The organism is Prevotella conceptionensis 9403948, assembly GCF_000312305.1.
Classification (GTDB): Bacteria; Bacteroidota; Bacteroidia; order Bacteroidales; family Bacteroidaceae; genus Prevotella; species Prevotella conceptionensis.
The window spans coordinates 78,976-102,341 of record NZ_HE999449.1 but is presented as its reverse complement, the minus strand read 5'-3'; the positions used below and the strand labels follow the sequence as shown (position 1 = coordinate 102,341).

Sequence of the window (23,366 nt, the reverse complement as noted above, 5' to 3'; positions counted from 1 at the left end):
ATTGGATGCTTACGTAGTAGGCGATGTGTTTCTGTCCTCTGCCTATGGTTCGTGTGTCTGTGAACTTACTTCGCCATCAGTACGATACAGCCTGTACTGATGTATGTGTAGCATGTGTATATTACGACAAAAGGCAGTTACATGCAAGACCTAATGTCTTTGGTCATATATGTGTGCACTAAAGCGTGAGAAAGGGGCATGGATGCAGGTGTTTGTACTTCATAATGTGCTAAAAGTTTTAACACAAACCCATATTTTATGCCGTGAATAGCGATTATTTTAGAGTGGTGTAAAATTCCGTTTATTTAGGTTTTGTTATTCATTCAATTTCCCTTACCTTTGCACTATCCAAACATAAGAAACCTATTTTATGGCAACGAACATATTCAAAGGACTGGGCATCGCCCTTGTGACACCATTTAAAACGGACGGATCGATAGACTATGCAGCATTGAAACGACTCATCGAATACCAAACGGACAATGGCGCCGACTTTCTTTGCATACTTGGCACCACAAGCGAGAGCCCTTGCTTGGATCAGGAAGAGCGTGCCGAAATTAAACGTTTCGTTGTTGAAGTAAACCAAGGAAGGCTGCCCGTGCTGATGGGTTGCGGCGGAAACAACACCAAGGCCGTGGTGAAAGAACTACAATCGTTCGACCTTCGCGGGGTAGATGGCATACTGAGCGTTTGTCCTTATTATAATAAGCCTTCGCAAGAGGGCCTTTATCGGCACTTCAAAATGATTGCCGATAATTGTCCGTTGCCTGTTGTGCTGTACAACGTACCAGGAAGAACCGGCATCAACTTAAAGTCTGAAACAACCGTTAGGCTAGCAAACGACTGCCGTAATATCGTAGCCGTAAAAGAGGCGGGCGGCAGTTTGGAGCAGGTGGACGAGATAATAAAGAACAAACCAGCCCACTTCGATGTGCTGAGTGGCGACGACGCGCTTACCTTCCCCATGATAGCTAGTGGGGCAGCAGGTGTTATCTCGGTTATCGGCAATGCCCTGCCGCGCGAGTTCTCACGAATGATTCGCTTAGAGTTTAACGGCGAATACGAGCCAGCCCGCAAGATACACCACCGCTTTACCGAACTATATAGCTTGCTTTTCGTTGATGGAAATCCCGCAGGCGTTAAGGCCTTGTTGCACGAGATGGGTTTCATCGAGAACGAGTTGCGCTTACCGCTCGTGCCAACACGTGTGGCAACGGTTCAGAAAATGGCTGCGATATTGCAAGAAATGCGCATCTAAGTGGACGAAAGGCAAGATGTTTCTTCCATTTCACTTTTATATAGGCTGCGCAAAAGCACCATACGGCTTTTCGAATGGCTTACTTTAAGGGACGTTCAATGTTTTAGATGCGTGGAGTTTAAAGGCCAAACTGCAACATAGAACAGCGCCGAAACGGCAATTTTGTTGCGTACGCTTTATAACGTTTCTTTAATTCTTGTGCATATCGTTTTTTTGTCGTACATTTGCAGTTTAGGAAAAAGAGACCAGCATATTGCCAATGGCATCTAGGTTTCCATAACATACATATTGCGTTTATAAACAAATAAATTATAATCATTGTGACAGAGACTAAGTATATTTTCGTAACGGGTGGAGTAGTTTCTTCGCTAGGCAAAGGCATTATCTCCTCGTCTATAGGCAAACTCCTCCAAGCGAGAGGGTACAACATCACCATCCAAAAGTTCGACCCTTACATCAACATCGACCCCGGAACGCTCAATCCCTACGAACACGGCGAATGCTATGTCACAGTGGATGGGATGGAAACAGACCTCGACTTGGGACACTACGAACGCTTTACGGACATCAAGACCACCAAGGCCAACTCGCTGACAACAGGTAGGATATACAAAGCGGTTATTGATAAGGAGCGAAGGGGCGACTACTTGGGAAAGACCATTCAAGTTGTTCCCCATATCACCGACGAGATTAAGCGTAACGTAAAGCTTTTAGGCGAGAAGTATCACTATGATTTTGTTATTACCGAGATTGGCGGAACGGTGGGCGATATCGAGTCTACACCCTTCCTCGAAGCCATCAGGCAATTGAAATGGGAGTTGGGCAGGAAAGCCGTTTGTGTGCATCTTACCTACATTCCTTATCTGAAAGCCGCCCAAGAGCTTAAAACCAAACCCACACAGCATAGCGTTAAAGAGCTGCAAAGCGTTGGAATACAGCCCGACGTGTTGGTTCTGCGCACCGAGAAAACGTTAAATGCAGGTATATTGAAGAAAGTTGCAGCTTTCTGTAACGTAGATTTAGACTGCGTTGTGCAAAGCGAAGACCTGCCAAGCATATACGAGGCTCCTGTAAGGATGCAAGAACAAGGGCTGGATGTGGCCATATTGAAACGGATGGGCGAGCCTATCGGCGAGAAACCTGCACTTGGCCCCTGGCGTAAGTTCTTGGAAAGACGCCGACAAGCCACCAGCGAGGTGAATATCGGTCTTGTTGGCAAGTATGATTTGCAGGATGCTTACAAGAGTATTCGTGAGAGCTTGTACCAAGCAGGCACATACAATGACTATAAGACGGTGCTTACTTTCATCAACTCGGAGAAGATTACGAAAGAAAATGTGGCCGAAAAGCTGTCAGGCATGGATGGTATCGTTATCTGTCCTGGCTTTGGCCAACGTGGCACTGAGGGTAAAATCATTGCTGCCCATTACGCTCGCACAAACGACATGCCCACTTTCGGCATTTGTCTAGGCATGCAGATGATGGTGATAGAGTTCGCCCGCAACGTACTTGGTTACGAAGATGCCAACAGCAGAGAGATGGACGAGAAGACGGAACACAACGTTATCGACATCATGGAGGAACAAAAGAACATCACCAACATGGGCGGAACAATGCGTCTGGGAGCCTACGAATGTGTGTTGAAACAGACTTCGCGTGTGCTAGACATCTATAAACACGAGCATATACAGGAAAGACACCGCCACCGTTACGAGTTTAACAGCGAGTATCAAAAGGAATACGAGCGTGCAGGAATGGCTTGTGTTGGCAAGAACCCTGAAAGCGACCTTGTAGAAATCGTGGAGATACCGGGGCTAAAATGGTATATCGGCACACAATTCCATCCCGAATACCAAAGCACGGTGCTCAATCCACACCCCCTCTTTGTAGATTTCGTTAAGACGGCAATAGCAAATAAAAAATAATTACAATATTCTGATTATCTCCCGTAAAGGGCGTTGGGCAGCCATTGATATCATGCCTGGCGATGACAGAACGGGATAAATGGGCAAGACATAATGAATAAAAACAATCTTATCGGTTTCATTCTCATTGGCTTAGTGCTTATTGGTTTCAGCCTTTGGAACCGTCCTTCGGAGGAAGAATTGGCTAAGCAACAACAAAAGGAACTGATTGAAAAGAAAAACAAGGAAGAACAAACGAAGGCCAAGACTAAGGCCGATGCAGCACGCGCAGAGGCTCTACAACAGGCTACCACCGACACAAGTGCCCTGTTTCATAAGGCTCTGATTGGCGAGGCTAAACCTATCGTGTTGAAGAATAGCAAACTCACACTTCAACTCAACACCAAGGGTGGCGTGGTAGATAAGGTGCTGATAAACAACTTTACCGACAGAAACGGCCATAAAGACCTTACCTTGTTTCAAGGAAAAGATCAAAGCCTTAACTACACATTCGCAACTAAGGACGGATATGTAAGTACGGCCGACCTATTCTTTACACCTTCGGAAGTTACCGACACCACCGTTACCTTCACAGCCGAGGCAGCAGCAGGCAAAACACTTACCATTAAGTATGTGTTGGACAACGAATACATGCTACACACAAGCATCTCGGCAACGGGAATGGGTGGAATACTCAACCCTTCGGTTAATACTGTGGACATTAATTGGCAAGAAAGATGTGCACAACAAGAGAAAGGATTTACCTTTGAGAACCGTTATGCGTCGTTAACCTACCACAAAACGGAGGGCGGTACAGACTATTTAAGCGAGAGTTCTGAGAAAATAGACGAGGTTATTGAAGACAAAATAGATTGGGTGGCCTTCAAAAACCAATTCTTCTCGGCTGTTATGATTGCTAAAACCGACTTCGGCACGAACGCCACACTAACGAGCATCCCCCAAGAAAAGGGTTCGGGATACCTCAAACAATATCAAGCCAAGCTTAAAACTGCCTTCGACCCAACGGGTGCACAACCCACACAACTCGATTTCTATTACGGTCCTAACGACTTCCGCTTGCTCCAAAAGATGGAAAGCAAGAGCCATTTCGGTAAGGATTTAGAGTTAGAAAGGCTCGTTTACTTGGGCTGGCCGCTGTTCCGCATCATCAACCGTTGGTTCACCCTCTATGTCTTCGACTGGCTAACGGGACTAAATATCAACATGGGTGTGGTACTTATCCTCATTACCTTACTCTTAAAGTTCATCACTTTCCCCTTGGTGAAGAAGAGCTACCTAAGCTCGGCCAAGATGCGTGTGCTTAAGCCCAAACTCGAAGAAGCCACCAAAGAGTTTAACAAGCCCGAAGACCAAATGAAGAAACAGCAGGCCATGATGAGCGAATACGCCAAATATGGTGTCAGTCCGCTTTCTGGTTGCTTGCCCATGCTTATACAAATGCCCATTTGGATTGCGATGTTCAACTTCGTTCCCAATGCCATCCAACTTCGCGGAGAAAGTTTCTTGTGGATAAAGGACCTCTCCACTTACGACCCCGTGTTGGAGTGGGGACACAACATTTGGCTCATTGGCGACCACCTCTCGCTCACTTGCATTCTCTTCTGCTTGTCGAACGTGCTCTATTCGGTGATGACCATGCGCCAACAGCGCGACCAAATGGTTGGTCAGCAGGCCGAACAAATGAAGATGATGCAGTGGATGATGTACCTCATGCCCGTGATGTTCTTCTTCATGTTCAACGATTACTCATCAGGACTTAACTTCTACTATTTCGTCAGCCTGTTCTTCAGTGCTGCCATCATGTGGTTCTTGCGTAAGACCACCAACGACGAAAAGCTGCTGAGTACACTGGAAGCCAACTATAAGGAGGCACAGAACAACCCGCAGAAACTTAAAGGCCTATCTGCTCGCCTGCAAGCCATGCAGCAACAGCAACAAGAATTGCAACGCAAACGCGAGCAGCTTGGCAAGAAGTGAGCCGAGTGAATAACCCCTAATTCAATTGATACAACATAACAAGCGAATTTAAAGCATCCGACGGATTATGGTTTGTGCCTTAACGAGCGCACAACTGTAATCCGTCTTTTAAAATAAGGAATTAAAAGCACTAAAACCTATGAAGAAATCTCTAGCCCTGGCGGCAATGGCTTTGTTGGCTGTCGCGCCGCAATCAATTGGCCAAACCATGATCGGTAAGAACGAAATTACTTTAAAAAGCGACCTTATGACACCTGAGGCCCTTTGGGCAATGGGGCGCATCGGTGGGGCACAAGCCTCGCCCGACGGTAAGCTCGTTGTTTATCGCGTGGCTTATTACAGCGTGCAAGAGAACAAGGGACATCACATGCTCTTTGTGTCTAATGCCGATGGAACAAACAAAAAACAACTCACCACAACGGCCGACAACGAGACCGACGCTGCTTGGATTGAGAACGGACGCCGTATTGCGTTCCTAACAAAAGGTCAATTGTGGAGTATGAACCCCGATGGTTCCGACCGAAAGCAACTTACACGCAGTGCCACCGACATCGAAGGCTTTAAGTTCTCGCCCGATGGTAAGAAGGTTATCCTTATTAAGTCAATCAAATATACAGGCGTTATCCAAGCCAACCCTGCCGATCTGCCCAAGGCCACAGGTCGAAAAGTAACCGACTTGATGTACCGCCACTGGGACCACTATGTTGAAAGCATACTACATCCCTTTGTGGCCGATGTTCAAGCAGACGGCATAACCGAAGGTAGGGACTTGTTGGAAGGCGAACCATACGAATGTCCAATGGAACCATTTGGCGGCGTTGAGCAATTGGCATGGAGCCCCGACTCTAAGACAATTGCCTATACTTGCAGGAAGAAAACAGGGCGCGAGTATTCCATTTCGACCGACTCGGACATCTATTTGTACGAACTGGCAACAGGAAAAACAACCAACCTTTGCAAGCCTGCCGACTATAAGGCTCCAGCCGTAGACGCTACCAAATCGTTGAGAAACCAAGCCGTGAACCGTCAAGCCAAGGATTATAATGTGGGTTACGACGTTAATCCCCAATTCTCTCCCGATGGCAAGTACGTTGCTTGGCAGAGCATGAAACGAGATGGCTGCGAAAGCGACCGCAACCGCCTTTGCATATATACGCTTGCAACGGGCGAGAAACGTTATGTTACCGAGTCTTTCGATTCTAATGTAGACGATTATTGTTGGGCTGCCAACTCGCAAACACTTTATTTCATCGGTGTTTGGCACGGCTGTGTAAACATGTATCAAACCAATTTGGCTGGTAAAGTGATGCAACTCACAGAGGGCTGGCACGATTACGCCTCGGTTCAGTTGTTGGGCAACACGGGTAAGCTGCTCGCCATGCGCCACAGCTACTCGCACCCCGACGAACTTTTCGTTGTGACACCTTCTAAGAAAGAGAAGAAAGCCGACGTAAAACAGATTACCGACGAAAACAAGCACATCTTCGATCAACTTGAAATGGGCAAGGTTCAGCAACGTTGGGTTAACACCGTTGACGGCAAGAAAGAATTGGTATGGATTATCCTTCCACCGCATTTCGATCCCAATAAGAAATATCCCGCCTTGCTTTTCTGCGAAGGAGGCCCACAAAGTCCCGTTAGTCAGTTTTGGAGTTATCGTTGGAACTTCCAAATCATGGCCGCCAACGGCTATGTAATCATCGCCCCTAACCGTCGTGGTTTGCCTGGATTTGGTTCTGAATGGAATGATGAAATATCAGGAGATTGGACCGGACTCTGTATGAAGGACTACTTAGCCGCCGTGGACGATGCTGTTGCCAACCTACCTTTCGTAGACAAAGACCGTCTTGGCTGCGTAGGAGCAAGCTTTGGAGGTTTCAGCGTTTACTACTTGGCCAGTCATCACGACAAGCGTTTCAAGGCTTTCATCTCTCACGATGGTGCCTTCAACCTCGAAGCCATGTACACCGAAACAGAAGAGAATTGGTTCTCAAATTGGGAATACGACGATGCGTATTGGAACAAAGACCAAACGGCCAATGCCAAGCGCACATACGAAAACTCGCCCCATCGCTTTATCGACAAGTGGGATACGCCCATACTCTGCATTCACGGCGAGAAAGATTATCGTATCAACGCCACCCAAGGCATGAGTGCATTCAACGCTGCACGTATGAAAGGCATCCCTGCCGAGTTGCTTATTTTCCCCGACGAGAACCATTGGGTGCTTAAACCACAAAACGGCGTGCTATGGCAACGCACGTTCTTCGAGTGGCTCGACCGATGGTTGAAGAAATAAAAACGTGGTGATAAGTTGGCGTTAACTTGTTGAATTGCCAACTTATCAACGCTTTAAACAGTCGAGTTATGCATATTAAAACTTGTCAACTAAGTGAGATAAACCAATACTAACGAATAATTATTAATATCTATGACAACAATCAACAACGCAACAAGCACCTTACGCGATTCAGCAGCAGCACGCTGGACGGCCTTGTTGCTATTGGCTATGGCCATGTTCTTCGCGTACATCTTTATGGATATCTTGTCGCCAATTAAGGACTTGATGGAATCCACACGTGGATGGGACTCTACCGCTTTCGGCACATACGCTGGCTCGGAGACCTTCCTTAACGTGTTTATTTTCTTCCTCATCATCGCAGGAATTATCCTCGACAAGATGGGTGTGCGCTTTACAGCCATACTTTCCGGACTCGTTATGCTCACAGGAGCCTGTATCAATTGGTACGCCGTAACCGAATCGTTCATGGGGTCTTCGCTCGAACATTGGTTTTCGGATAACCTCAACTATATCCCCTTGTTCGACGAACTTGGCGTATCTCCCTTCTATGCAGGTATGCCAGCCTCTGCAAAATTGGCCTCCATTGGTTTCATGATATTCGGTTGTGGTGCCGAGATGGCCGGTATAACCGTTTCGCGTGGTATCGTAAAATGGTTTAAGGGCAAAGAAGTGGCCTTGGCTATGGGGTCAGAAATGGCCTTGGCAAGACTTGGTGTTGCCACCTGTATGATTTTCTCACCCGTTTTCGCCCGCTTGTTCGGACGTGTAGACGTTTCTCGTTCAGCCGCATTCGGCCTTATCTTGTTGATGATTGCCTTAATCATGTTTGTAGTTTACTTCTTTATGGATAAGAAACTAGATGCACAAACAGGCGAGGCCGAAGAGAAAGACGATCCCTTCCGCATCTCGGACATTGGCCAGATACTCCGCAGTCAGGGCTTTTGGATTGTTGCATTGCTCTGTGTGCTTTACTATTCGGCCATCTTCCCCTTCCAAAAGTATGCAGTTAACATGCTGCAATGCAACCTAACCTTCACACACCTGGCCGAAGGCGACTTCTGGGCATCCAATACGGTTACCATTATCCAGTATTTTGTGATGATAACCATTGCTGCCACGGCTTTCACCAGCAATTTCAGCAAGAAGACATCCTTAAAGTATGGTTTGCTTCTCGTTTCGTTAGTATTCCTTGTAGGCTACTGCTTTATCGCTTACAAGCGTCAATCGGCCGAGGCCATCTTTGCTGTATTCCCACTTTTGGCCGTAGGTATTACTCCCATCTTGGGCAAGTATGTCGACCACAAGGGTAAGGCAGCCTCCATGTTGGTGTTGGGTAGTGTGCTCCTTATCGTATGCCACCTTACGTTTGCCTTTGTTCTCCCCATGTTTAAGGGCAACGAAATTGGCGGTGTAACACTCGCTTTTGTCACCATCCTTATTCTTGGTGCTAGTTTCTCGTTGGTTCCTGCATCGTTGTGGCCATCGGTTCCCAAGTTGGTAGACAGCAAAATCATTGGCTCGGCATACGCACTAATCTTTTGGATACAGAACATTGGTTTGTGGCTCTTCCCCTTATTGATTGGTAAGATACTGAAAGCCTCCAACCCCGACATTGTTCAAAGCCTTGAAGCAGGCACGCTTTCACCCGCCGAGGCTGCAACATCTTACAACTACACCAACCCCTTGCTCATGCTGGCTATGTTGGGCTTGGTGGCTTTGTTGCTAGGCTTGTACCTTCGCGTTGTAGACCGCAAGAAGGGTTACGGCCTAGAAGAACCTAACATTAAGCAATAAGCAACTTGTTATGTTTAGCATGCTTATGTGTGTATATGCCCTGTTTGGCATAGTTGGCACAATATAATATGGTGGCTGAATTTCTTCTCAGAAGTTCAGCCACTTTTATTTAGCCCCAATCGACTTATTAAAACATTTACTAACTAGTGCTTACAGAATAATTGCAACTCGCTGATTATTAGATATGTATTTACTATTTTATTCATCTTTTTCACATAAAGTTAGTACCTTTACAGTGTTAAAGGAATACACAGTATACATCGCAGAATAAACAACTGACCCTGGATTTGTTCAGATCTTCGTTTGAAGATTTGGAAAAGCATGACCGTTGGGGCGTTCTCGATGAAATGTTTCCCTGGGCAGAGTTGGAAAAGGTTTACTACACCAAGTTTCATCGCGATAAGCGAGAGGCTGGTAATAAACCTGCACGTATGGTTATTGTTGTAAATGATTATCAAGCACAAGCTTAACTTGTCTGACGAAGAGAAATTAAAAGGCTCGCGGATAAACCGTGAGCCTTTTAAAAAGAAGGAGGAGGAAGTGTTTATGACTTCCATTTTGTATTTCTTAGCGTTGTTTCAGGCCAACTATTGCCGAGGGGAAACTGGTTGAGCCGCGCTATTTATTCTTTAATGGCGATTTTCTTCACCCGATTGAGGTGTCGTCCGCCTTCGAAAGTGGCAGAGAAGAACCCGTCGAGAATCTTCTTTGCTGTTTTGTTGTCTACAAACCTACCTGGCATAACTAACACATTGGCGTCGTTGTGTTGGCGGATAAGTTGCGCAATCTCAGGCATCCAAGCCAATCCGGCTCTTACGCCTTGGTGTTTGTTGAGGGTCATGGCCATGCCCTCACCACTTCCGCAGATGCCAATGCCGGGATAAACCTCACCGCTTTCGATACCTTCGGCCAAGGCATGGGCAAAGTCGGGATAGTCACTGCTTTGGTCACTGTATGTGCCATAGTCTTTGTACGGATAACCATGCTCTTCCAAGTATTGGAGAACGTATTGTTTGAGCGGGAAGCCTGCGTGGTCGCAAGCGATACCAATAGTTTTTATTTCCATACTACTCTCTTATTAATGATTTAACTTGATGATATACATTCTCTGCGGTGAAACCTAGCTTCTCGTCTAGCACCTTAAAGGGAGCCGAATAGCCGAAACTGTTTAGCCCATAAACTTTTCCGTTAGAGCCAACAAGACCTTGCAGCGTTACGGGTAGCCCCGCTGTTAAGCCGAATATCTTAGAACCAGTGGGTAATACTTCTTCTTGGTATTCTGCGCTTTGCATGCGGAACAATCCTTCGGAAGGAACACTCACGATACGTACTTTCACTCCGTCTTTTCTTAGTAGCTCGGCACCAGCCTCCAATGTTGCTACCTCCGAGCCAGAGGCCAAGAGTATAACGTCGAATTGGCTGTCGCTGCCTGCAACAACGTACGCGCCACGGCGAGCAAGTTCGTAATTGGTTTCGGGATGTATGTTCTTCACATTCTGACGCGAAAGAATAAGCGCCGTTGGCGTGTTCATATTCTCCATTGCCATTTGCCAACATACGGTTGTTTCGTTTACGTCGGCAGGGCGGAAAACGCGAACAGAGTCTTCGCCGCAATGGTTTTTCAGCTTTTCCATCAACCTGATTTGCGCCTCTTGCTCAACTGGTTCGTGCGTAGGACCGTCTTCGCCGACACGGAAAGCATCGTGTGTCCAAATAAACTTGATGGGAACACGCATGAGGGCAGCCATACGTATGGCAGGTTTCATATAGTCGGAGAATACGAAGAAAGTTCCGCAAGCAGGGATTACGCCCCCATGTAGATACATGCCAATGCACATGCAGGCCATGGTAAGTTCGCTTACGCCAGCTTGGAGGAAGGCTCCCGAAAGGTCGCCACGTTTCATTTCGCGCGTTTTGTTGAGGAAACCATCTGTGCGGTCGCTGTTAGAGAGGTCGGCCGACGAACAAACCATATTCGGAACTTGCTCGGCCAGCAGTCCCAAGCATGCAGCCGAGGCCACACGCGTTGCGCCATCGGGCTTTTGGGTCAGCGTGCTCCAATCCACTTTTGGCGCGTTTCCGCTGAACCACTCCTTCATTTGTGCGGCTAGTTGTGGGTTGTTTTTGGCCCATTCATTTTCTTCTTGGCGTCTTTTGGCTACAATCTCTCTTAGTTCTTCATTGCGTTTTGCATAGAGTTCTTTCACTTCGGGGTACACAACGAAAGGCTCGTTGGGGTTTCCGCCTAGGTTAACGATGGTTTTTTGGTAGGCCTCTGCGCCGAGTGGTGCGCCATGTGTGCCGATGTGGTGTTCGAAACTCGACCCATCTGCTCGCAATGCGCCTTTGCCCATCACGGTGTTTCCAATGATAAGTGTGGGTTTTACTTTCTCGGCTTTGGCCTCGTTCAGTGCTCGACGTATCTCGTCGGCATCGTTTCCGTCGATGGTTATCACCTTCCAACCCCACGATTCGTATTTGGCGGCAGTGTTTTCGCATGTCACTACACCGCATTCGGTAGACAATTGAATGTCGTTCGAATCGTAAAACATCACGATATTGTCTAATCCCAGTGCGCCGGCCAATCGTCCAACGCCTTGCGAAATCTCTTCTTGTATGCCACCATCGGATATATATATATATATGGTGTGCTGCATCATGGTGTGCGAGAGTTTCGTTTCGAGGAATTTTTGGGCAACAGCAGCACCTGCACCGTAGGCATGTCCTTGTCCTAAGGGTCCCGAAGTGTTCTCTATACCGCGTTGCACGTCTCTTTCGGGGTGTCCAGGAGTGGGCGAACCCCATTGGCGAAATTGCTGAAGCTCGTCAATCGTAAACTTTCCTTGCAGCGCCAAGGCCGAATATAGCATGGGCGACATGTGCCCTGGGTCGAGGAAAAAGCGGTCGCGACCTTCCCAAGAGGGGTTTTCTGGGTCGTAAACAAGGAACTCTGAGAAGAGAACATTAATGAAGTCGGCACCACCCATCGCTCCGCCAGGGTGTCCAGACTTGGCTTTTTCTACCATTGACGCTGCCAGAATGCGTATGTTGTCCGCAGCCAAATTCATCAATTTCTTATCGTTCATGTATTGTGGTTTTTAGTTAAACATGTTCGTTAATATGTGTTTTGCTTTCGGGATGAGTCATTCCTTCCTGAATATGGAAACAAAGTTACAACTTTATGTTCAATAAAACAATTGATTTTAGGTGTATCTTTCACTTTATAGCAATTTTAAATGCAAGTGCTGTTGCTGGGGGTAAGGCGTTTGTTTGTTGTTGTTTGATGGGTGAAATAAAGCGAAAAGACCGCAACACGCTATCTATTACGAAGATAAGAGCGGTTGCGGCCAGTTTCTTTTTGTCTATTCACTTCTCTGGGCGAGCTTGCCTTGTTGGCTGACATCTCGTTTAACAAGCCTTAGTTAAAGAAGTTCCAGCTTAGCCCGAAGTACAACATGCGGTCGTTAAGTGGGTAGTGAGGAGCGAAGAAGTATTTTTTGTTACCGCTGCCCGCATTGATGTGGCTCATCAAAATGAAGAAACGGGCTTGTTTAAGATGGAAGTTGGCGTACACGTTAACAAGCGGATAGTTGCCAATTTTCACCTTGTCGGTTTGGGCTTGAACGGTAAATTGCCCCAGCGCAGGGCTATAATCGGGTGCGTTATAGGCGGTGAAGTATCGCATGTCGGCTCCGAAGTCGCACTTTAACACGCGTGCTATCTTAAACCGCAGGTACAGATTGGTGTAGATATTGAGGGAGGGTAGGGGCAGAACGTCGGGATGACTGGTGTGTTGCCATGTTACTACACTCTCCCAATTGAGCGGTCCGAGGGTGACATCTTGTGCCAATTCGGCCGTTAGCAGGTTTATCGCTGCACTGCTTTGCTCAACGTTTACAGTGTTGCCCGTGCGTGTAAAGTCGCTGTTTATGGTGTAGTTCTGTGCAAAATACGTGTGGTTCTTCAACTCGTCTACGGCAAAACGCAGTTTGGTTCGCGTCTTTTGAGAACTCAACGTGGCTTGCAGGCGTGAGTGTATGGTCATAGATAAGTTGTTGTTCTCCCACCAGAAGTGGCGCGATTGGAAGTGACGGAAGTAGAAACCTGGGTTAATTCGATGGAAAAAAGCGTTTGCAGCGAGGCTGACTGTATCTCCGAGCAACGGGAAATTAAGGTCTGCCGAGGCGTCTACTTTCAGTTGACCAGCGTCTTTGCCCAAGAACCACGTCTCTGCCGTAACGCCATAGTGTAAGGTTTTGCCTTGCGTCTTGGCCAATTGTCCGCCGAAACTCATGGTTTGTTCGTTAAAACTTTCTAGCCTTCCTTGCGTGTTGGGCAATTCGTAGTGGCGTATGTCGCTGCTTATAAAAGCCTTTATGCCTGCCTTAGCCCACTTGTTGAACCCTTCGAGCAAGGCCAAAGCCAACGTGTTTTGTAGCCTATGGTGGCGTGTTTCGTCGAAAATGGAGTCGCCTGTTAGCTTGCCAGCGTTAAAATATGTGTTGGCATAGTAGTTGGTTGGCGTTTGGTGAGCCTCGTAAATGCGCTTGTAGTTTTCGAATTTAAGCGTATGTATGAAACTCGTAACGGGCACATACTCGTTTTTCAGCCACGAAGTATCTTTCTTTGGCTGCTCGTTTTGCGCCATCAAGCTGTCTGCTTGTGCCTTGCTACTAACGGTAATGCGGCGCGTAGAGCGTGCCGAATCTTCTGGTTCAGTGCCTGCAATCTTTGCATTGTCGGGGCGACCGCCATACGCTTTGTCGTCGGTTGCATTATCGCCAGCCTTACTTGTGCGGCCATTTTGTTTCTTTTCGCGTTGTTTCTTGTCTTTTTTAGCCTCCATTGCGAACTTCTTGGCAGCAATTTCTTCTTTGGTCATGGGTACTTTTCGGTTAAAGCCGATGTTGTAACGATGGCTGAAAAAAACGCTAAGATTATCGTTCCTGTTCCAGTTTTTGGTTAAGACGGTAGGAATTTCGTTCGTGGTGAAGTTCTCGCTGAACGTTTCTGGATGGGTAATGTAGTTGTCGTTGGTTATTCCCCCGTTCTCGCTAGCCTTTTGATGGTTGGTAGAAAACAACAGATGCGCTTGGTATCTGTCGCCGATGTACGACCCATACATGGTGTAATTAAACATGGCCGTACTTTGGTTTTGGTAGAAACCGCGCCCATAGTTGTAGTCGAACTTAAAGCCAACGCCCACACGTTTGCCGGCATTCACGCCAAATAATGCCGTGAAATGGTCTTCGCCGTCGGTCTTGTCGCCGCAACTGAAATAGCTAAGATTGGTTATGGGCGACAGCGTATTGGTGAAAAGGAACTTGTCGGCAGGCACAATGAAGTAGCTATAAGGCTCAGTAAAGATAAACTGACCATCAGCCGGCCTGTTTACGAACACGCGATTGAGTCTGGGCGACGACAAGTTGCCCAGCATATTGTACTCACCTCGCATGCCATAGGTAAAGGCTTTGTTCATAAACATGTGCGAGAGGGTGTCGGGTTGCGCCGCAATGCGGTCGCCAAAGCGTGGGTCTACGGTCCACACTTTCAGCCCCACGGGTATCTCCTTGTTAGAACCCAGCGAGTCTTTCCTGTTCTCTTTCTTGCCTGTTGAGAAGTTTCCGTCCTCGTCAAAGCGAGTGAAGTCGTCTTGTGCAAGTGCCGACGACAGTGCCAACGACAGCATTGCGGCCAGCATGAATAACCTGTTCATCTAACGAATAAAGCGAAGTATTGTTTCGGCAATCTTGAAAACCATCGACCCAAGCACGATAAACGTGCCTACGGTGGTGTCTGATAAGAAATATACGGATACGCCAATAATGGCTCCGATGATGAAAATAATATTCAGTATGTTCCTTATGGGCAAGAATTGGTCTTGCTCCTTGTCTGGTCTTCTATGTCTTCTTTGTGGATATTGCGTTTCCATACAAATGCTATTTGTGTTGCTATTTTGTTTCTTGATGTGCGGAATTGGTGTGGTCGGCACGGTGTTTTATTGCCTCAATCGCTGCTTAATGGTCTCAAATACCTCGTCTTTACGGTCGATGGTCTTGCGCCTAAACTTGCCCGACATCTTGCTAAGCTTGGTCTTAGCCTTGTTTAATCCATATTGGTCTGTAATCCATTTCTCGGCTGTAGCCTCCACTCCGCTGCCTTCACCGCGGTTCATCTCATAGGCATAGCTAATGCGCGAGAGTGTTAGGTTAAGCTTTCCGTCTGAACATTTGGCAATGAGCGTGTAGTTAAACACTGTTCTGTCTAGCGAAAGAAAAGTGCTTTGAAACACCAACCACTCTTTAAATCGTGCCGCAATGATATGTTCTTTCTTGTTAACCAGTGCAATCGAACTTTCGGGGAATTGGTTTTCGCCCTTGGTTAAGTCTTCAATCGCCGCGTAGGTAGCGTCGTAAATTTCTTGTGCACTTTTGCCAGGGAGGTCTAGTTCGTAATCAAACACCACCTTGCCGTCAACAATTGGCACTGCGCCTTCTAGGTATTTGGCTTGTTCGGTGGTGGTTGCGCTTTCTTTTTTGCTTTTTGTTTGTGTAGATTTGTTTTGTTCCTTACTTTGTGGACGTTCCCAATCGTTTTGTGCGAACGTGAAAACGGGAACGAAGAGTAGTGCTAAAAATAGTTTCCTTTTCATTATAATAAACTTTATTACTTACCTCGTTGTGGATGAATATAATTGCTGTTTGCGTTGTTGGCGGCCTATATTGCTGACGGTTTGCATCATTTGCCGTTATCTTTAATTGTTTGAATGTGGTGTTGGCAGGCTTAACAAGGTTGTGCAACCCTATGTTTGCCGCTTGTTTGCCCACATTTTCAACATACAAATTTACAAAAAAATAGATGGATGCGCCGCCAATATTCAATATTTAACTAAAAGGCACAACGAAGAGTTATTGAGGTGGCTCGCATGCGATGGACAAAAAACATCCGCATGCGAGCCACTTTGAGGAATGAAACAAGCTTGGATATAGCAGAGGACAGCACCTTAAAAGCCACAAGGAATGTTTATAACACTGTGGAGTATTTGTCCCTAAGCCAGCCTACACTTATTTATATCTGTAAAGGTTCTTATTCCTTTCTGACTAACAGAAGGTTAAATATAAATACCTACACCAATTCTGAGGCCAACCGTTGAGTACTTGGAATGGCTTTTAAACGATTGGTTGTAGTACAGCGATGGTTCGATAGTAACAGTGCGACTAACGAAGAAGGCGTAGCCCAACTCAAACCCTGGCATGATGTCGTTATAGTTGTGGTAGGTGTGTACAAGATTCGCATTGGCTCCAACAAATAGGCCGTTTTGTTCAATATAATATCTTAGTCCTGCCCCAACAGAAATATAATCGGGCACGGTTTCATTACCATAGTGGTTGTAGGCGAACTGTCCTAACACCATCCAGTCGTCTTCAAAGAAATAACCGGCCTTAGCTTGCACGCCGAAACTAAACTTATTGTTGCCGTTGTAGTTGATGTCCAGCCCCGAAAGCGAACCAGCCACATACACTTTTTCCTCTTCAAATTGTGCGCTTGCCGTGAGCGTAAGCATCAACGACACGAAAAGCAAACCTAATTTCTTTTTCATTTCTACGGGATTAATCTTAAATTCAATTTTGATAATTCTCTTTCTGCAACTGTTGTCCTGCTAGCGGTTGGCACAATGCCACAAAAAACCGCCTTAAACAGGCTTTAAGTCACATTAACTGCAAAAGTAAATAAATTATTCGACAAATGCGAGAAATATACTTATCTTTGCATTCATTATATATTTAGGCCTCTTTGCGCTTGCATGTGGAAGGCCTAAACAACAATACAAGGCACAAACATATAGAAGAGAGATATTCTGATGATAAAGCAATCCTCATTTTCACGTCGATTTTTGCTGTTGTTTCTCGCGTTTTTTGTCGCGACAACGCTCCTCGCACAGAAGTTTTCGTTCTCAAAACCCAATGGACTTAACGGGTGGAAACTGCCTAAACGTGAGGTTAGAGCGGTGTGGCTCACCACCATCGGCGGATTGGATTGGCCACGTTCGTATGCTCAAAACGATTTGGCGGCAAGCAAACAAAAGCAAGAATTACGTGGCATCCTGGACAAACTTCAACGCGCAGGCATCAATACCGTTTTATTTCAGACACGCATTCGCGGCACGGTAGTCTATCCTTCATCGCTCGAACCGTGGGATGGATGCCTCTCTGGCGTACCAGGAAGGTCGCCAAGCTACGACCCTTTGGCCTTTGCCATAGACGAATGCCATAAGCGAGGGATGGAGTTGCACGCTTGGGTGGTGACTATTCCCGTGGGAAAGTGGAACGCGCTGGGTTGCAAAACGCTGAGAAACAAATATCCGCACCTGATAAAACGGATTGGCGAAGAGGGTTATATGGACCCCGAAAATCCCACGACAGCCACTTATTTAGCCAACATCTGCAAAGAAATATCCGACCGCTACGACATTGATGGCTTGCATCTAGACTATATTCGTTATCCTGAAACATGGAAAATAAACATTCCCCACGATGCTGCAAGGCGAAACATTACGGCCATTGTGCGCGCTATTGGCGAGAAAGTAAAGGCCAATAAACCTTGGGTAAAATATAGCTGTTCGCCTATTGGCAAGTTTAACGACCTTAGCCGTTTTGCAAGTAATGGCTGGAACGCATACACCAAGGTTTGCCAAGATGCGCAAGGCTGGTTGCGCGATGGGCTAATGGATGCCCTTTTCCCCATGATGTACTTCCAAGGCAACAATTTTTTCCCTTTTGCTATCGACTGGGCAGAACAGAGTTATGGGCGAATGGTGGTGCCTGGACTGGGTATTTACTTTATGTCGCCCAACGAAAAGAATTGGTCGCTCGACATCATAACGCGCGAAATGCAAGTGTCTAGGCAGTATGGTATGGGGCATGCCTATTTCAGAAGTAAGTTCTTTACCGATAACTTGAAGGGCATATACACCTATGCTCAACAAGTTTTTACGCCAACTTTGGCCCTGCCGCCTGCTCTGACATGGGAAAACAGCAAGCTACCATCGCCTCCAACGGACTTAAACACGAGCGAAGAAAACGGAAACGTTTTTGTTAGTTGGCGTGGTGGCCGTAGCACCAACAACTCGCCATATATATTATATAATGTGTATGCCAGCTCGTCTTATCCTGTTGACGTTACCGATGGTCGCAATCTCATAGCCATGCGCTATGCAAAGAACAGTATTGAGGTTAGTCCGCGAAACGCACAAATGTATTTTGCCATAACAACGATGGACAGGTATGGCAACGAAAGCCAACCTCTGCAAACACGAAAGGCGGCAGGCGGCAGCAGAAACGAACTTAAAATGCTGGCTTTCAGTGATGGAAAGGTGTTGCTGCCCAAGTCGGCCGATGCTTTGTGGGGACGTGTTTGGGTTGTTGAAACCTTGCAAGGTCAACACGTTGCAACGCTTTCTTCGGTTAACGATAAGCTTGATGTGCGCGGCATAACCAATGGGGTATACGTGTTGCGTGCCCTTAACAATAAGGGGGTGGGGCATCGTTTGGGAATGTTCACTAAAAAACGCTGAAACCTTAGTGCTTAAAACTTCAGCATAGGCAAGACAACAGGTTACAGCATGTTTGTAACTGCATTTTTTGTCGATAAACAAGAACGTAATTTGTTTTTTTTCGTATCTTTGCCCATAGCTTTTGTATATAAACGGACGATAGTCTTGGTGTTTGGAGCACGAAGGGAGTAATACCGCTCCGTTTATAGTCAATAATCAAGACTACTTCCGCATGTGTTTTTACGAAAAAATCATGCAGAGCAATTACTAATGTCAGAAAGAAAGCTTACTACTTTGATTTCTTAACACGACAAGAAACAAAAGCCTTTCTTTTAGGATGTTAGTGCATATAACGAAAATTCTATTCTCCAAATGTATTGGAGGATGGTCTCAACGACGTATTAAAGTAAGAAAACTTGGTAGGAATGGCCTTTGCAAAAGGCGTTAATTCAAAAAAAGAAGTATGCGTATCGAGTTTTATCAGAAGAGTTCGAAAGCGTTTAACTTGCTCTTCACTAAGCGTATAATACGCTTTCTCTTTATTCTTATACCTTGGATAGGCAACGCACAAGCACAGACTTATCAAGGTGGGGTGTTTGACTCCGAAGGACAACCCTTGGAGTTTGCTAATGTTGTTGTTTTAAGCTTACCCGATTCTGTGCTCATAAAGGGGACTGTTACCAATAGTAAAGGAGAGTTTACACTCTCGCTCGATACTCCTATTGACAGTGTTTTGTTTAAAGTCAGTCTTGTTGGTTATCAAACCACATTTACAACTCCTGCCAAGATAGGCTCCATTGTATTGCCAACTTCCTCAGTTCGCCTAGCTGAGGTTGTTGTCAAAGGCAACAAGAAAGCATTTTCAATCAAAGGCAACAACTTGGTGTGCAATGTAGCTGGCACTTCCCTCAGTTCAGAGAGCCATATAAACGATTTACTTGGAAAGCTACCAGGATTTTACATGCAAGGCGACCAGTTGAAGTCGATAAATCAAGGTGAGATAAAATATTTCCTCAACAACCGCCCTGCTACGGCAGAAGAAATAGCGCGCATTGACGTTAAGGCAATCAAGTCTGTTGAGATAGACAGGCATCCTGGTTCTCGGTATTCAGGAGAAGTAGGGAGCGTGGTGTTTATCCATACAAGTACATTGCTCGAAGGAGTTTCAGCCTTTTTGCGTTCTTATACCAGAATCAATCACAAGTTTTCGCAAGGCATAGACGGGGAAGTGAGATATCGGTACAAAAGAATTAGCCTAACTCTTGGTGCCGACAATACTACTTATCAGTCGCAACCACAACAAGAAAACACATTTGAATTGTTGCATTCCGCAACTCTATGGAAGGTAAGGTCGCAAGATACGAAAAAGAAAAACAAGGACAGCGAGCAAATGTATTTTGCCAATCTTGAATATAACTTCACAGACAAGCATCAACTCAATTTGAGATACACAAGACAGCCGTCACGTTCCAATGTACATCTGCTTGGCAATTTGTCTGTATGGAAAGGTAATGATTTTCTCTATGAGGGTTTCGAGAGCAACATAGCAAGTCATAATATAAAGGATAACATCAATCTTTATTATAAAGGAGTTTTAAGTAAGCATTGGACAATAGACCTCGCCTCGGACTGGTACCAACAACGAACCACATCTGAACAGCATCTACAAGAGAAAATGCGTTTTACTGAGATTTATTCCAGGGGAAACAGTTCGTTATGGGGTTTCTCGCCTCGTGCTGTTTACCAAGCACGGAGAACCAAAATCGAAGTGGGCGGCGATTGGAGCAAATCTGTTATACGAGGTTGGACAAGGTTAAACATTGCTGATGCCCAACCTACTGACAACACAATTCAGGAAATTAAAGGCGCTGGATACTTAGGTGTTGATTGTACAATGCCCAACCAAAGATGGAATATGGGTTTGGGATTACGTTTTGAAAGAACGAATAAGCGTTATCAAGACCATGCGGGAAAAACAGAAACCGAAAGTTTTTGTTACCAAACTCTTCTGCCTTCTCTGTCTCTTTCCTATGCACAAGAAGGTTGGACGCACCAACTCAGCTATAATTCGTCTATAATATATCCCACATTCAGTCAACTGGCAAGTGGGGATGTGTACCTCAATCGGTACAACATCAAGCAATCCAACCCTAGTTTAGAGCGTTCGGTTGTGCATAACATCAGCTACGACTGCTCGTATCGTTGGCTGTATCTATCGGTTGGTTACACTTATACCCATCGTCCTATCTTAGAAACGTTCGAATTGAATTCGTATCATGGGGAACATCGAATCAAAGTAACATCTCAAAACCTAAGTTATATGCAAGGTTTTAAGGCACTAGTTAATGCCGCCCCACGCTTTGGTCTATACGAACCTAGGTTTATGTTGGGTTTCATTCAAAATTTCATTACTCTTCCTAGTACCAAAGAGCATTCTTCGCACTTGGTAAGCAAGCCCTTTGTCATTCTTTCTTTAAACAATAGCTTTACTTTCCCACATCAGTGGGAGGTAAGTTTGGATTATTCGCACAATGGGGCTGGCAGCAGTGGCTATATAGAGTATAGTTCATCGTCTTCTCTCAATTGTTCTGTTGTAAAGCACTTCTTTGAAAGAAAACTACGAGCAAGCTTAAAGCTGACAGATATATTTGACACATCTACACCTCGAATTAGTGGCAGGTTCCAAGGTGTTTTATTAAACGGACGTGCTTGGATGGATTCGCGGTCTGTTAGATTAAATATTTCCTGGTATTTCAATCAACACCGAACGGCAAAGACACACTCTTCAATTTCTTCAGAAATGAATAGGCTGTGACATAGGCAAAACTGCGAGATGCAATGGCTTGCTTTTATCTTATTTGCTAACAAACAGCAATTGGTGTGAGAGTACATCCGTGAGATATAATTGTTTTTTTGTCTAGTTTTCAGTAAGAAATTTAACATTCTGAGTGCCTATTTTGTCCACCAATCACTCACCTTGCCTCAAAAAATCGATTCTCGTGAAAGTTGGTTTTGATGTAAAAGGGGTAGTTGTACATGCAGTCAAAATGAATTTTTATTTAGACAGACCGCCACTAACACCCCTTTTTAGGCTATTTGTAGCAAAATGAAGTGCGTTTTGGTGCTAAATGCAGTGCGTTTTGATGCTAAATGCAGTGCATTTTGGTGCTAAATGCAGTGCGTTTTGGTGCTAAATGCAAGGCGTTTTGGTGCTAAATGCAAGGCAAAATGCGGCTAAACACAAGTCAAAAAGCATAAAAATACACAGCGATTGGTATAAATAAAACCTCTTTGAACCCTTAAAAGTAGGGCTAAAAAGGGAAAGATACCCATTAAAAAGTGGTTTTTTAGGGGCTAAAAGCGAGTTGTTGACCTTGAAAAATTACGAGCCGGCAACCAAACTAGAAAGGCAAAATGGTGCTAAATGCAGGGTTTGCACTTAAAAATAGACAGAGCAAGAGACGTGAAAGGCTAGAATTAGTGGCTTTTTACCCACTTCATGACCTATATTTTCGCTAGAACGGAGTGAAAATTTGGGCGGTATTGTAAAATAAAAACAACAATTTAAGATTCTGAGTCGGTGAGTTAATGAATTTGTAAGTAGACGAGTCGATTTATTCGGGAATTGTTGGATTTCCGTGAGTTTATAACCCCGTGAGTACTCCGTATATGAAATAGGAGTGTTTATCTTGTGTTGACATCACGGAAACAATAACCCCCCGCATCAATTTTTAGCAACATCAAAAGTCAATACGTCTTCATTTCCTGTTTCAAAGTTTTTATCGGTCGTCAATAACTTTTTTAAGGTTTACCAACTTCTTTTCCGCAATAAATTATGTAAATTTGCATGGTGGGCAAGCCCCACAAGAAAGATTGTTTTAGGTAAAATACAAAGAAAATGAGTTTAAATATAGCAAAAGACGGCCGCAAGCGGATTGTGATAGTTGGTGGTGGCTTTGGTGGTTTGCAGGTTGCAAACAAACTGAAAGGCACCGATTATCAAGTGATACTTATCGACAAGAACAATTATCACCAATTTCCACCGCTCATTTATCAGGTGGCGTCGGCAGGAATGGAGGCCAGTTCCATATCGTTTCCTTTCCGCAGAAACTTTCAAAAGCACAAGAACTTCTATTACCGAATGGCCGAGTTGCGTGCCATCTTCCCCGAAAAAAAACTTATTCAGACCTCAATAGGGAAGGTGGAGTACGATTATTTGGTGTTGGCGGCTGGCACGACCACCAATTTCTTTGGCAATAAGAATGTTGAAGAGCAGGCCATGCCCATGAAAACAGTGGACGAGGCAATGGGCTTGCAAAACGCCATACTATCGAACATCGAACGTGCCATAACCTGTGCCACGAAACAAGAACAGCAGGAGCTGCTTAATGTGGTGGTGGTTGGCGGCGGAGCAACGGGCGTTGAGATAGCAGGCGTGCTCTCTGAAATGAAACGTACCATCCTTCCACACGATTATCACGACCTAGACCCCAGCTTAATGAACATCTATCTCATCGAGGCTGGCAATAGATTGTTGTCGGCCATGTCGCCCGAATC

15 protein-coding genes are annotated in these 23,366 nt (G+C 45.5%); 9 read left to right on the top strand and 6 right to left on the bottom strand.

The features are described from left to right. Window positions 1-370: 370 nt before the first annotated feature. From dapA to BN93_RS18020, 6 genes are all read left to right on the top strand, one after another. Window positions 371-1,258 carry a 4-hydroxy-tetrahydrodipicolinate synthase gene (gene dapA / locus BN93_RS11080; protein WP_019188386.1) on the top strand — a complete coding sequence of 296 codons (888 nt, stop codon included), beginning with the start codon at window positions 371-373 and terminating at the stop codon, window positions 1,256-1,258. A gap of 320 nt (window positions 1,259-1,578) precedes the next feature. Continuing rightward, a complete protein-coding gene (locus BN93_RS11075; RefSeq protein WP_019188385.1) occupies window positions 1,579-3,183 on the top strand; it encodes a CTP synthase in 1,605 nt (534 codons plus the stop codon). 93 nt (window positions 3,184-3,276) lie between these two features. Further along, window positions 3,277-5,160, top strand: a complete 1,884-nt coding sequence (gene yidC / locus BN93_RS11070) for a membrane protein insertase YidC (RefSeq protein ID WP_019188384.1) — start codon at window positions 3,277-3,279, stop codon at window positions 5,158-5,160. A gap of 139 nt (window positions 5,161-5,299) precedes the next feature. Next, window positions 5,300-7,459 (top strand): S9 family peptidase, encoded by a 2,160-nt coding sequence (locus tag BN93_RS11065; protein ID WP_019188383.1) that lies wholly within the window; start codon window positions 5,300-5,302, stop codon window positions 7,457-7,459. A 132-nt stretch (window positions 7,460-7,591) separates the two neighbouring features. Beyond that, a complete protein-coding gene (locus BN93_RS11060; RefSeq protein WP_019188382.1) occupies window positions 7,592-9,256 on the top strand; it encodes an MFS transporter in 1,665 nt (554 codons plus the stop codon). A gap of 311 nt (window positions 9,257-9,567) precedes the next feature. Further along, window positions 9,568-9,726: a hypothetical protein gene (locus BN93_RS18020; RefSeq protein WP_198007516.1), complete on the top strand. Its 159-nt coding sequence runs from the start codon at window positions 9,568-9,570 to the stop codon at window positions 9,724-9,726. Window positions 9,727-9,878: 152 nt separating this feature from the next. Here BN93_RS18020 and rpiB read toward each other — a convergent pair whose 3' ends face one another. The 6 genes from rpiB to BN93_RS11025 form a co-directional block, all read right to left on the bottom strand. Further along, window positions 9,879-10,322, bottom strand: coding sequence for a ribose 5-phosphate isomerase B (gene rpiB / locus BN93_RS11055; protein ID WP_009229717.1), 444 nt, complete (start codon window positions 10,320-10,322; stop codon window positions 9,879-9,881). Window position 10,323: 1 nt separating this feature from the next. After that, window positions 10,324-12,342, bottom strand: a complete 2,019-nt coding sequence (locus tag BN93_RS11050) for a transketolase family protein (RefSeq protein WP_019188381.1) — start codon at window positions 12,340-12,342, stop codon at window positions 10,324-10,326. Between the two features lie 332 nt (window positions 12,343-12,674). Then, on the bottom strand, window positions 12,675-14,972 hold the full coding sequence (locus BN93_RS11045; RefSeq protein WP_019188380.1) for a putative porin: 2,298 nt from the start codon (window positions 14,970-14,972) through the stop codon (window positions 12,675-12,677). Next, window positions 14,973-15,188, bottom strand: coding sequence for a hypothetical protein (locus BN93_RS11040; protein WP_019188379.1), 216 nt, complete (start codon window positions 15,186-15,188; stop codon window positions 14,973-14,975). Between the two features lie 66 nt (window positions 15,189-15,254). Further along, window positions 15,255-15,908 (bottom strand): DUF4468 domain-containing protein, encoded by a 654-nt coding sequence (locus BN93_RS11035; RefSeq protein WP_019188378.1) that lies wholly within the window; start codon window positions 15,906-15,908, stop codon window positions 15,255-15,257. A gap of 459 nt (window positions 15,909-16,367) precedes the next feature. Next, window positions 16,368-16,856 carry an outer membrane beta-barrel protein gene (locus BN93_RS11025; protein WP_019188376.1) on the bottom strand — a complete coding sequence of 163 codons (489 nt, stop codon included), beginning with the start codon at window positions 16,854-16,856 and terminating at the stop codon, window positions 16,368-16,370. A gap of 261 nt (window positions 16,857-17,117) precedes the next feature. Between BN93_RS11025 and BN93_RS11020 the strand changes: the two genes are divergently transcribed. From BN93_RS11020 to BN93_RS11010, 3 genes are all read left to right on the top strand, one after another. Beyond that, the gene (locus BN93_RS11020; protein ID WP_044260556.1) at window positions 17,118-18,830 is read left to right on the top strand and encodes a glycoside hydrolase family 10 protein; all 1,713 of its coding nucleotides are present in this window, start codon (window positions 17,118-17,120) and stop codon (window positions 18,828-18,830) included. Between the two features lie 442 nt (window positions 18,831-19,272). Then, entirely contained in the window at window positions 19,273-21,624 is a 2,352-nt protein-coding gene (locus BN93_RS11015; RefSeq protein ID WP_019188374.1) for a TonB-dependent receptor domain-containing protein, read from the top strand. A 1,083-nt stretch (window positions 21,625-22,707) separates the two neighbouring features. Continuing rightward, the coding region (locus BN93_RS11010; protein WP_044260626.1) for an NAD(P)/FAD-dependent oxidoreductase at window positions 22,708-23,366 on the top strand (659 nt) is incomplete at its 3' end.